Below are 10,718 nucleotides of genomic sequence, written 5' to 3'. Positions count from 1 at the left end.
GGGCCATGAACCATTTTCCCAGACCACCGAATCACGCCCCACAAACGACACGCCCCACAAAAAAAGACCCGAAGGGCACCCCATTAAGCAACAGGCTCTTCACCCTGCGCCGGCTTCGCAAACCTGAGCCGCGAGCTGGTTCCGCCTTCGGCAGACCGGACGGCCGCGGGCCGAAGAGCTCGGACTACGGGTCGGCGGTCCGGGTCACGGCCGGCCGTACTCCTCGAGCAGGCGCAGCCAGACCTCGCTCATCGTCGGGTAACTCGGAACGGCATGCCAGAGCCTGCCGATCGGAACCTCGCCGACCACGGCGATGGTGGCCGCGTGCAGGAGCTCAGCGACGTCCTGGCCGACGAAGGTGACCCCGAGCAGCACCTCCCGGTCGAGGTCGACGATCGCCCTGGCCGTTCCGGTGTAGCCGTCGGCGTGCACGCTCGACCCGGCGACCCAGCCCAGGTTGTAGTCGAGCACCCGGATGCGGTGCCCGGCCTTCTCCGCGGCCGCCTGGGTCAGCCCGACCGACGCGACCTCGGGGTCGCCGAAGGTCACCTGGGGGACCGCGGCGTGGTCGGCCGTGGCGACGTGGGTTCCCCAGGGTGCGTCATCGACCGGCCGGCCGGCGGCCCGCGCCGCGATCACGTCGCCGGCCGCCCTGGCCTGGTACTTCCCCTGGTGAGTGAGCAGGGCGCGGTGGTTGACGTCCCCGGTCGCGTACAGCCACTGCCCGGCCAGCTCCGGCGCGGCTCCCCGCACGAGCATGGTGTCGTCGACCGTGAGCCAGTCGCCCGGGGTGAGGCCGACCGTCTCGAGGCCGAGGTCACCGGTGTGCGGCACCCGGCCGGTGGCGACCAGCACCTCGGCGGCGGTGACGGTGGTTCCGTCGTCGAGGGTGAGCGCGACCCGGCCGTCCTCGGTGCGCGCCGCGCTGGTCGTGGACACCCCGGTGAGCACGGTGACGCCGCTCTCCCGGAGTGAGGCCGTGACGAGGTCCCCGGCGAACGGTTCCATCCCTCCGAGCAGGCGGCGGCGCACGATCAGGGTGACGTCGGCGCCGAGGGCGGCGTACGCGGTGGCCATCTCGACCGCGACGACGCCCCCGCCGATGACGGCGAGGCCCGCCGGGATGCTCCGGGCGCTGGTGGCCTCCCGGCTGGTCCACGGTGCGACGTGGGCCAGGCCGGGGATGTCGGGCAGCAGCGCGGCGGAACCGGTGCTCACGACCACGGCATGCGCCGCCGTCAGCACGGTCGTGCTGCCGTCCGGGTGGGTCACGGTCACCTCGCGCACCCCGGTCAGCCGGGCGTGGCCGCGCACCAGGTCGATTCCGGCCTTCGCCAGCCACCTCACCTGGCCCTCGTCCGACCAGTTGCTCGTGAAGGAGTCCCGGCGGCGCAGCACGGCCGCGACATCCAGCTCGCCGGTGACGGCCTCGGCCGCGCCGCCGACGCGCCGAGCGGCGGTCACGGCGGCCCCGCTGCGCAACAGCGCCTTCGACGGCATGCACGCCCAGTAGGAGCATTCGCCGCCGACCAGTTCGCTCTCGACGATCACCGTGCGCAGGCCGCCCTGCACCGTGCGGTCGGCGACGTTCTCGCCCACCGCCCCGGCGCCGATCACGATCACGTCGTAGTCCGTGCGGCTGTCGGTCGGTTCTGCCATGGCTGTTCTCCTGACTGCGGGGCGGGGCGGGGCGGTGGTGGTGGTGGTGGTGGTGGTGGTCAGCGACCGACGAAGGCCGCCGGCGTGCGGGTGAGGAACGACTCCATGCCGATCCGGGAATCCTCGGTCCCGGCGAGGCGGGCCAGGGCCGGCTGCAGTTGCGCCTCGGCAGCGGCGTCGCCGTCCCGCACCGCGGTGCGGGCGTTCGCGAGAGTCGCCTGCACCGCGAGCGGCGCCTGGCCGGCGACGCGCTCGGCCAGTTCGAGGGCGCGCTCGAATTGGGTGCCGTCCGGCACGACCTCCTGCACCAGCCCGATCCGGTGGGCCTCGGCCGCATCGAACATGTCGCCGGTGAGGATCCAGCGCATCGCATTCCCCCAGCCAGCGGCGCGCGGGAACCGGATGGTGGCGCCGCCGAAGGGGAGGATGCCCCGGGCCACCTCGATCTGCCCGAACCGGCTGGACTCGGCCGCGATCGAGATGTCGCTGGCCAGCATGAGTTCGATGCCGAGGGTGAGGCAGGTGCCCTGCACGGCCATCACGACGGGCTTGGACAGCGTCCGGCCATCGACCTGCCAGGGATGGATTCCGCCCTCCGGCACCATGTCGAGGCCGTCCGGGCCGAGGCGCGGCCCGATATCGGCCAGATCGAGTCCGGCGGTGAAGTGGTCCCCGACCGCATAGACCAGGCCGACCCGCAGCTCAGGATCGCGTTCGAGCTCCCCGTAGGCGAGGGCGAGCTGCTGCAGCAGGGCGAGGTCGGCGGCGTTGCGCTTCTCCGGCCGGTTGAACCCGATCAGGAACACGTGTCCCCGCCGCTCGGTGATGATCCTCGGCTGGTCGGAAACGGGGTTCTGCAGGCTCACGGATGCCTCCTTTGGCGTCGTGACGCTCGGCGCGTCGGTCCCATGCTACGGGGCGGATGCGGCGGGGCGGATGCCGCGGGTCGCGCTGTGCGGGTGCGCAGGCGGACTCCCCGGTCAGCGGGTGAGAGCTCCGATGATCCGGAGGATGCTCGGCAGGTCGTCGCTGGCCGCCTCGGGTGAGGCAGGCGCGAAGCCGGCGATGGTCGCCCCGGCGAGGGTGAACTCGCCACGCAGCGCGGTGATCGCGCGGTTGAGCGCGTCGAGGCTCAGGCCGAACGGCATCAGGTCGGCCAGCCCGGCCAGGGTGGCCGGATCGAGCACATCGAGGTCGATGTGCAGGTAGAACGAGCTCGCCCCGGTGGCGCGCACCGCGGCGACAAGGACATCGGGGGAGGTGAGGTCGTCGATGGACAGCGTCGCCACCGAGCGTTCCTGGATGAGCTCGGCCTCGGCCGGGTCGATGTCACGCGCGCCGCCGAGGATGACCCGCTCCAGCGGCACCCGGTCGTCGCCGGTCAGCGCCAGGCCGTCGGTGCCCTCGCCGATGATGGCGCGCAGCACCATGCCGTTGAACGCGCCGGACGGAGACGTCTCCGCCGTGTGCAGGTCAGGGTGCGCGTCGAGCCAGACCAGGGCGAGTTCGCCCGGATGCTGCCGGGCGGCGTGTTCGACGGAGGCGAGGGACACCCCGCAGTCACCGCCGATCGTCAGCACCGGCGTCGTCGTGGTGCGCAGCAATGACGCCAGGCGCTCGCGCACCATGACCAGGGTGGAGAACCGGTCGATCCCGGTGTCGAGGGCATCGCCTGCCTCGACCGGGACGGGGACCTCCCGTGTCGCGGACGAGGGAAGATCCCCTCGGATGGCCTCCGCCCCGTCACTCAGGCGCATCGCGCGAGGAGAAACCGAACCCTGCCACTGCGGTACAACAACGAAGGTGGGAGCCATACCCTCAGTATGCTCCCCTCCGCTTGCGGCGCGCGAGCGGGTGGACCGCGTGTGCGGCACCCGATCGCCTGGCGCGCTTCCCGCGCCGGCTACTTCTCGATCTCGCTCGCGCCCCCGGCCTTGAGCGCGGCCAGCCGGGCGTCGACCTCGGTGAGCTCGCCGAGGTCCTCGAGGCTCTCGAACTGGGCGTCGAGGCTGGATGCGGCCAGCTCGCTGGCGCCGCGAACCCGGGCCTCCTCGCGGCGGATCTTGTCCTCGAACCGGGAGACCTCGCTGGTCGGGTCCATGATGTCGATGCTCTTGACGGCATCCATCACCTTGGTCTGGGCCTCGGCGGTCTTCGACCGGGCGATCAGTTCATTTCGCTTGGAGGCAAGCTGGTTCAGCTTCTCCTTCATGGCATTGAGCCCGTTCTTGAGCTGGGCGACGACGGCCGACTGCGACGCGATCTGGGGCTCGGCGATCTTCGCCTCCTTCTCGGACTGCAGCTGGCGGCCGAGGGCCACCTTTGCCAGGTTGTCGAACCGGTCGGCGTCGGCGGCGGAGCCCGCGGCACGCAGCTCGTCCGCCTTGCGGCTCGCGGCCAGCGCCTTGCCGCCCCATTCGGTGGCCGCTTCCACGTCTTCTCGGTGGTCGTCCTCGAGCAGGCGCAGGTTGCCGATGGTTTCGGCGATGGCGCTCTCGGCGTCGGCGATGCTGTTGGTGTAGTCGCGCACCATCTGGTCGAGCATGAGCTTCGGATCCTCGGCGGAATCCAGGAGCGCATTGATGTTTGCCTTCGCGAGCTGGGCGATGCGGCCGAAGATGGACTGTTTTGTCATTGCAATGTCCTTTCGAGGAACAGACGGGGGTGAGACCATTCTGTCGGTGTGTGCTGGGCGAATGTGCCGGTTATGAGTGAAAACGTCGATGACGGATGCCGCGCTGAACCTAGAACCTGCCCCCGCCTCCCCGCCGTGAACGGGTGGCCGCCCCGCCGAATCCGCCGGGGATGCCGAAGCCGCCGCCCCCGCCGCGGCGTCCGCCTCCGCCGCCGCCTCCGAAGATGCCGCCGCCCCCGCCTCCGCCGAGGATCGAGTTGATGATGATGCCCCCGAGAATGGCACCCATCATGCCGTTGCCGCCCCCGCCGCGGTTGACGCCTCCGCCCGCGAAGACGTCGCCGAGCCCGCCGGCCGCCTGGCCGCCCGAGAACCCGTTGACGTCGTTCCGGGCGAGGGCGATGGCATTCGCGGCCAGGGAGTTGGCCCGGGCGGCGGCGGCGAGGGCGGCATCCGGGTTGACGGCGCTCGCCGACTCCGCCTCGACCAGGAGGCGCCCGGCCTCGGCGAGGCGGGTGCGTGCCTCCGCACCGACCGCGCCCCGCCGGGCCGTGATGAAGTCCTCGGCGGCGGAGACCTGGGCGCGGGCGGCCAGCAGGTTCTGGTTCAGGGCGGCCGTGGCGCGCTGGGCGCTCGCCACGGCGTCGCGCACGCCCTGCAGGGCCGCATCCATCCGGGTGTTGGCGGCCTCGAGCCTCTGCATCAGTTCGAGCGGGTTGATCCGGGCGGTCGAGAGCCGGCCGGTCACCTCGCCGATGGCCTGCTCGGTCGCGGCGATCACGCCGGGCAGGGCGCCGGAGGCGGAGGTGTCCGCAGGCAGCCCGCGGGCGGTGACCAGGTCGGCCTGCAGCTCGGCGAGGGTCGAGGCCACGCTGGCGGTGGCGGTCTGCAGGTCCGTGCCGAGCCGGTCGACGGCGTCGAGCAGCAGCCTGGCCTGATCGACCGATTCCTCGGCCGCGCGCACCCCCACGGCGGCGGCGGCGGTCTCCCCGGCGCTCAGGCGGGTGTTCGCCTCGGCCAGGGCTGCCCCGGCGAACGCGATCCGTTCGCGCGCCTGGCGAGGGTTGTCCGCGACAGTGGCGATCGCGTTGTCGGTGTACCGGGCGGTCAGGGCGGCCAGGGCCGCGTCGGCCGAGGTGACGCGCGCCTCGATCGCGGCGACCTCCTGGGTTGCCGCTGCGACGGCCTCCGGAGCCTTCTTCTCCAGTTGCCGGAGCTCGTCGAAGTCGTCGGTCTGTTCGTCGAGGGCCGTGTTGGCCCGGGTGCAGAGGTCGATGATCCCGGCATACCAGTCCCGCTGCTGGGCCTCCGAGTCCGGCTCGGAGTCGTCGAGCCGCTGCTGCAGGGTGAACGCCTCGGTGAGTTGCGCCTTCGCGGCCGCCAGGGCGGTCTGGAACGCGCCGGTCGCCGCGGAACCGTACTGGGCGATGGCGAAGCCGAGTTCCTGCTCGCTCGACTTCACCGCGTCATCCGTCTGCACCAGCGCGCTCGCCGCGCGGCGCTTCAGCTCCGCGGTCGGCAGGGCCGGCAGGCCCGTCGGCGGCACGCCGGCAGGCGGCACGCCGGCACGCGGAAGCTGGGCCTTCCTTCTGCCGCGCACGATGAAGAAGACCACGGCGCCCACGAAGAGGAGACCGATCACGATCAGGATCACCAGGATGACGCCGATCGATCCGCCGGCTCCCTGGCCGGGGGTGGCATCGCCCGGGGTGATCTGCGGGGCGGTGATGGCGGTGCCCTTGATGCCGGCGCGGAGGCCGTTCGCCGCCCCGATGGCCGCGCCGGCCCAGTCGTTGACCCGAAGCGCCGGCTCGATCGCGACGGTCTCGACCTCGCGGAGCTGGGCGTCGGTGAGGGCGAAGTCGGGGGCGACCGACAACTGGTATTCCCGGTCGCCGGTGGCGATGGCCAGCAGCACGTCGTTGGTGCCGAGACCGTTGTCATCGGCGGTCTTGTCCGCCCACTGCTGGCGGTCGGCCACCCCGGTGAACGCGTCGACGTAGACCACGAAGAGGTCGGTGCGGGTATCGGCGTAAAGCGTGTCGAGGGCGGCGGTCACCTCGGCGCTGCGCGCGGTGACGGCGCCGACCTTGTCCGCGATGTGGCTCGCGCCGAAGGTGACGGGGTCTTCGGCCCAGGCGAGGGTGGGGGCGGAGAGGACGGGGACGGCGAAAGCGAACAGGGCCGCCACAGCGACAGGGATCAACCACCGTGACCGCATGGGCCCACATCCTCACAAACCGTCGAATTGCTGGTGTTACTCGTGCCGAGCATAGAACGGTCTGGCGTTTCGCGTCCAGGAACCTGCGGGGTGCTTTCGCCGGGCGGAGCGAGCAGCCGGCCGGCCGGGTGCCGCTCCGATCCGCACTGTTTCGCACTGTTACGGGGTGGCTGGCGGGATCCCGGTCCAGTCTCCAGACTGGTGGAACCACAACGACCGACAGCGGAGGCGAACATGAGCAGGCACTTCTCGCCGTCACAGCTCTCCTCCGTGCAGGTCTCCTCCGTGCAGGTCTCGTCCGGGCAGGTCTCGTCCGAGGACCTTCCCCGCCTCGCCATCGTCGAGGTCACCCGCCACCGCCCGGACCGGCCGGCCTACCACGCCAAGGTCCAGGTACTCAACGCCTCCGCGGTCTCCGCCGGAGAGCGGGGCGGTTGGCGAGTCACTCGTCTCGCGGCCGCCGACATGACCCCGGCAGAACTGCTCGCGGCGACGGATGACAGCGACGCCATCCTGATCATGGGCGGCGAGGACATCACCCCCCGGTTCTACGGCGGCGCCGACGGCTATGAGGGCGAGACCCGGCACTACGACGCGGCCGACGACGGCCAGATCGCCCTCGTGCACCGTGCCGTGGAGCGGGACACCCCGCTCCTCGGAATCTGCCGCGGGCTGCAGGTCATCAACGTCGCCCTCGGCGGCGGCATCGTGCAGCACATCGAGGACGGCATCCACCGAAACGTGGACGTGCCGGTCGACCAGATCCTGCGCGAGCACCCCGTCGAGCTCCTCGGCGGCAGCGGACTGCTCGACAGCCTCGGCTCCGTCGCGGTCTCGGTGCAGAGCGCCCACCACCAGAGCGTCGGTCGGCTCGGCGCCGGACTGGTCCCCGCGGCGATCGCCCCGGACGGCCTCGTCGAGGCGGTCGAACACGAGTCGGCGCCGATCACCGGAGTGCAGTGGCACCCCGAGGCGCCGGATGCCCCGGCCGAGCAGCTGCCGCTCCTCCTCGCGGCCCTGCAGCGCCAGGTTGCCGACGCACGCCTCGCCGATCTCGTCGCGGCCTGATCTACTTGTACTGCCCAGCCTGATCGAATCGCGGCCGGATCGAATCCCGGTCTGACTTCGTGGGGTCTGACCTCCGACCTGACGATTCACCGGGTTTGGGAATGCGTGGCCCCGGTCGGGGGGTTGGGGTGAGGGTGAGGTGCGCACCATCATCCGCGCACCGCCCCCGACAGAAGGAGAACCCGGAATGACGGCAGCAGTCTCAGCAGTCCCCACCCTCGTGCTCAACAACGGGCAGGCGATCCCTCAGCTCGGTTTCGGCGTGTTCCAGATCGACCCGGCCGACACCAGGCGCGCCACGCTGGCAGCGCTGGAGGTCGGCTACCGCCACATCGACACCGCCGAGATGTACGGCAACGAGCAGGGCGTCGGCGAGGCCGTGCGTGAATCCGGGCTCGACCGATCCGAGGTGTTCGTCACCAGCAAGCTCAACAACGGCTTCCACAAGCGGGAGGACGCCCTCGCGGCGTTCGACACTAGCCTGTCCACCCTCGGGCTCGACTATCTCGACCTGTTCCTGATCCACTGGCCGCTGCCGGCCGTCGGAGACTTCGTCGAGACCTGGAAGGCACTGGAGGAGATGCACGCCTCCGGACGGGTGAAGACCATCGGCGTCTCCAACTTCCAGCAGCACCACCTGCAGCGGCTCTTCGACGAGACCGGCACCGTTCCCGCGGTCAACCAGATCGAGGTGCACCCCTACCTCACCCAGGACGACCTGCGCGCGTTCAACACGGCGCACGGCATCGCGACCGAGGCCTGGTCGCCGATCGCCCAGGGCAAGGTGCTCGGCGATCCCGTCATCACGGCGATCGCCGACCGGGTCGGCCGCTCCGCCGCCCAGGTCACCCTGCGCTGGCACCTGCAGCGCGGCGACATCGTCTTCCCGAAGTCGGTGACCCGCAGCCGGGTCGAGGAGAACTTCGCCCTCTTCGACTTCGAACTCACCGCTGACGACGTCGCGGCCATCACGGCGCTGAACCGGGACGAGCGCACCGGCCCGAACCCGGACGAGTTCAACTACATCCCGTAACGGCTAACGGCTAACGGCTAACGGCTGACGGCTCACGGGAACGTCGCGGCGAGGGCTGCGGAGAGGTCGGCGACGAGGTCGTCGGCGTCTTCCAGCCCCACCGAGAGGCGCAGGTGCCCGAACTCGCGGAACTCCGGCGGGTAGGCCGCCACCCTCGGGCCGGAGGCGTCGACGTGCACGATCAGGGTCTCGTCGTGCCCGAGCGACACGGCCGAGGTGATCACCCGCAGGTTCGACACGAACCGGTTCTGGGTCGCCGCGTCGCCGGTCACCGCGAACGCCATCATGCCGCCGAACCCCCGGCCGAATTGTCGCACCGCGACGGCGTGCTGCGGATGCGACGCCAGCCCCGGGTAGGCGACGTAGGCCACCCGCGGGTCGGCCTCGAGGAACTCGGCGACCAGCTGCGCCGACGCGCAGTGCTGGCGCAGCCGAAGCGGCAGGGTGACCGAGCCGCGCATGATCAGCCAGGCGTTGAACGGGCTGATCACGCCGCCCACGTCGACCATGGCGTCGAGCTTGATCCTGCGGATCAGGTCGGCGCGGCCGATGACTGCGCCGCCCATCGCGTCGCCGTGCCCGTTGATGTACTTCGTCAGCGAGTGCACGACGAGGTCTGCGCCCAGCGCGAGCGGTCTGAACAGCGGCGGGGGAGTGAAGGTGTTGTCGATCGAGAGCAGGGCCCCGGCCGCGTGGGCGATCTCGGCGATGGCCGCGACATCCGTCACCTTTGTCGTCGGGTTGCCCACCGACTCGATGTGCACCAGCCGGGTTTCCGGGCGAATGGACGCCCGCACGGCGGCCAGGTCGGTCGGGTCGACGAAGCTGGCCTGGATGCCGTACTTCTCCGGCAACAGCTCGGTGAACAGCCGGTAGACGGCCTCGTAGGTCACATCGGCGACGACGACGTGGTCACCGGTTTTCAGCAGCGTGAAGAAGATGGCGTGCAGGGCCGCCACGCCGCTCGCGAGGGCGACGGCGTCCTCGCCGCCCTCGAGCACGGCGAGTTTGCGCTGCAGTCCCAGCTGGTTGGCGCCGCTGTTGCGGGTGTACAGGGGGACGTCGGTGCCCGACCAGCTCAGGGCTGCGGGGTCGTCGGGGAGCGCATAGGAATTCGCCATCACAATGGGCGTGCGGAGTGCGCCGGATCCGGCATCGATCTCGTTGCCGGCGTGCACCGACTGGGTGGCGAACCCCAGGCTCTGCGGGTCGTGCTTATCGGGTCGGGGCTGGGTGCGCGGCGAGGTCATGGTTCCAACCTATGGGTGGACGCTGCCGCGCGCCGGAACGTTACGCTCGTCTACATGGGCCAGGACAGAACACGCAGCACGCCGCGGCGGCGACCCCCGGGCCGCCGGCCGGCCTCGCCCAGATCAGGGTCTGGCGCCGGCGCATACCTCGCCATCCCGGCGTTCGTTGTGGTCTGCCTGGTGCTGAACGCGATCTGGCCGCTGTCGGTCTGGGTCGCGGGTGTTTATTTTGCGACGAGCGTGTGCTGCTTCGTGGCCTATGCGGTGGACAAATCAGCGGCGACGGCAGGCCGCTGGCGAGTGCCGGAGAGCACCCTCCTCGTCTGGGGTGCCGTGGGCGGCTGGCCCGGCGCCATCGTCGCCCAGCAGACCCTCCGCCACAAGACCAAGAAGGCGAGCTTCCGTTCCGCCTTCTGGGGGACCGTTGTGCTGAATGTAGTCGCCTTCGTCGGGCTGGCCTCGCTGCTGTTGTCCGGAGTAATGGCCGGATAACGGTGTGCGGGCGGTCGCCGTCTGGTCGCGCACTCAGGTCTCACATTAGGTCTGGCCTCACATCAAGCAGAGCAGCGGGCTCAGAACGGCGGGTCGTCGGGGAGGTCTGCCGCCGTGGCTTTCGGTGGCCCTGCTTTCGGTGGCCCAGTCGGTGGTCCGGTGGGCAGTACCGTGGCCGGTTCGGTGACGAAGTCTCGTCCGGTCGGTGACGTCCAGGTCAGGATGCCGCCGGGCTGCTGGGCCACGCTCCACCGGGTCTGGGTTTTCAACGCGTGGTTGGGTCTGCATTATTCCGATGTCCGGATTATGCCGATGTTGAGGGTGGGTCCCTTGTGGCTGTTGGCATCGGAGTGGATGTTG

General features: G+C 70.7%; 10 protein-coding genes. 4 read left to right on the top strand and 6 right to left on the bottom strand.

Annotation, left to right across the window (positions count from 1 at the left end):
- Nucleotides 1–204 precede the first annotated feature (204 nt).
- The 5 genes from E3O32_RS05625 to E3O32_RS05605 all read right to left on the bottom strand — a co-directional run bounded on the left by E3O32_RS05625 (nt 205) and on the right by E3O32_RS05605 (nt 6,515).
- Nucleotides 205–1,659, bottom strand: a complete 1,455-nt coding sequence (locus tag E3O32_RS05625) for a dihydrolipoyl dehydrogenase family protein (protein ID WP_134507552.1) — start codon at nt 1,657–1,659, stop codon at nt 205–207.
- Nucleotides 1,660–1,718: 59 nt separating this feature from the next.
- On the bottom strand, nt 1,719–2,525 hold the full coding sequence (locus tag E3O32_RS05620; RefSeq protein ID WP_241974611.1) for a crotonase/enoyl-CoA hydratase family protein: 807 nt from the start codon (nt 2,523–2,525) through the stop codon (nt 1,719–1,721).
- A gap of 114 nt (nt 2,526–2,639) precedes the next feature.
- Nucleotides 2,640–3,416: an arginase family protein gene (locus tag E3O32_RS05615; RefSeq protein WP_241974606.1), complete on the bottom strand. Its 777-nt coding sequence runs from the start codon at nt 3,414–3,416 to the stop codon at nt 2,640–2,642.
- A 146-nt stretch (nt 3,417–3,562) separates the two neighbouring features.
- Entirely contained in the window at nt 3,563–4,294 is a 732-nt protein-coding gene (locus E3O32_RS05610) for a PspA/IM30 family protein (protein WP_134507550.1), read from the bottom strand.
- Between the two features lie 109 nt (nt 4,295–4,403).
- Nucleotides 4,404–6,515, bottom strand: a complete 2,112-nt coding sequence (locus E3O32_RS05605; protein ID WP_134507549.1) for a TPM domain-containing protein — start codon at nt 6,513–6,515, stop codon at nt 4,404–4,406.
- A gap of 234 nt (nt 6,516–6,749) precedes the next feature.
- On the opposite strand from E3O32_RS05605, the gene E3O32_RS05600 reads away from it, so the two are divergent.
- Nucleotides 6,750–7,583, top strand: a complete 834-nt coding sequence (locus E3O32_RS05600) for a gamma-glutamyl-gamma-aminobutyrate hydrolase family protein (RefSeq protein ID WP_134507548.1) — start codon at nt 6,750–6,752, stop codon at nt 7,581–7,583.
- Between the two features lie 187 nt (nt 7,584–7,770).
- Nucleotides 7,771–8,616 (top strand): aldo/keto reductase, encoded by an 846-nt coding sequence (locus E3O32_RS05595; RefSeq protein ID WP_134507547.1) that lies wholly within the window; start codon nt 7,771–7,773, stop codon nt 8,614–8,616.
- A 32-nt stretch (nt 8,617–8,648) separates the two neighbouring features.
- Here E3O32_RS05595 and E3O32_RS05590 read toward each other — a convergent pair whose 3' ends face one another.
- Nucleotides 8,649–9,866 carry a trans-sulfuration enzyme family protein gene (locus E3O32_RS05590; RefSeq protein WP_134507546.1) on the bottom strand — a complete coding sequence of 406 codons (1,218 nt, stop codon included), beginning with the start codon at nt 9,864–9,866 and terminating at the stop codon, nt 8,649–8,651.
- 54 nt (nt 9,867–9,920) lie between these two features.
- On the opposite strand from E3O32_RS05590, the gene E3O32_RS05585 reads away from it, so the two are divergent.
- Together E3O32_RS05585 and E3O32_RS17455 are read left to right on the top strand one after the other, a co-directional pair.
- A complete protein-coding gene (locus E3O32_RS05585; protein WP_134507545.1) occupies nt 9,921–10,358 on the top strand; it encodes a DUF1294 domain-containing protein in 438 nt (145 codons plus the stop codon).
- Nucleotides 10,359–10,517: 159 nt separating this feature from the next.
- The coding region (locus E3O32_RS17455; protein WP_206750992.1) for a hypothetical protein at nt 10,518–10,718 on the top strand (201 nt) is incomplete at its 3' end.

The organism is Cryobacterium mannosilyticum, from assembly GCF_004402705.1.
In the GTDB taxonomy this organism is placed as follows: domain Bacteria; phylum Actinomycetota; class Actinomycetes; order Actinomycetales; family Microbacteriaceae; genus Cryobacterium; species Cryobacterium mannosilyticum.
This window is presented reverse-complemented; position numbering and strand designations above follow the sequence as displayed.

What these genes read in the sequence shown, in the direction of transcription:
- E3O32_RS05625 (WP_134507552.1), bottom strand. Translation starts at nt 1,659, where the DNA reads ATGGCAGAACCGACCGACAGCCGCACGGACTACGACGTGATCGTGATC.
- E3O32_RS05615 (WP_241974606.1), bottom strand. Translation starts at nt 3,416, where the DNA reads ATGCGCCTGAGTGACGGGGCGGAGGCCATCCGAGGGGATCTTCCCTCG.
- E3O32_RS05610 (WP_134507550.1), bottom strand. Translation starts at nt 4,294, where the DNA reads ATGACAAAACAGTCCATCTTCGGCCGCATCGCCCAGCTCGCGAAGGCA.
- E3O32_RS05605 (WP_134507549.1), bottom strand. Translation starts at nt 6,515, where the DNA reads ATGCGGTCACGGTGGTTGATCCCTGTCGCTGTGGCGGCCCTGTTCGCT.
- E3O32_RS05600 (WP_134507548.1), top strand. Translation starts at nt 6,750, where the DNA reads ATGAGCAGGCACTTCTCGCCGTCACAGCTCTCCTCCGTGCAGGTCTCC.
- E3O32_RS05595 (WP_134507547.1), top strand. Translation starts at nt 7,771, where the DNA reads ATGACGGCAGCAGTCTCAGCAGTCCCCACCCTCGTGCTCAACAACGGG.
- E3O32_RS05590 (WP_134507546.1), bottom strand. Translation starts at nt 9,866, where the DNA reads ATGACCTCGCCGCGCACCCAGCCCCGACCCGATAAGCACGACCCGCAG.
- E3O32_RS05585 (WP_134507545.1), top strand. Translation starts at nt 9,921, where the DNA reads ATGGGCCAGGACAGAACACGCAGCACGCCGCGGCGGCGACCCCCGGGC.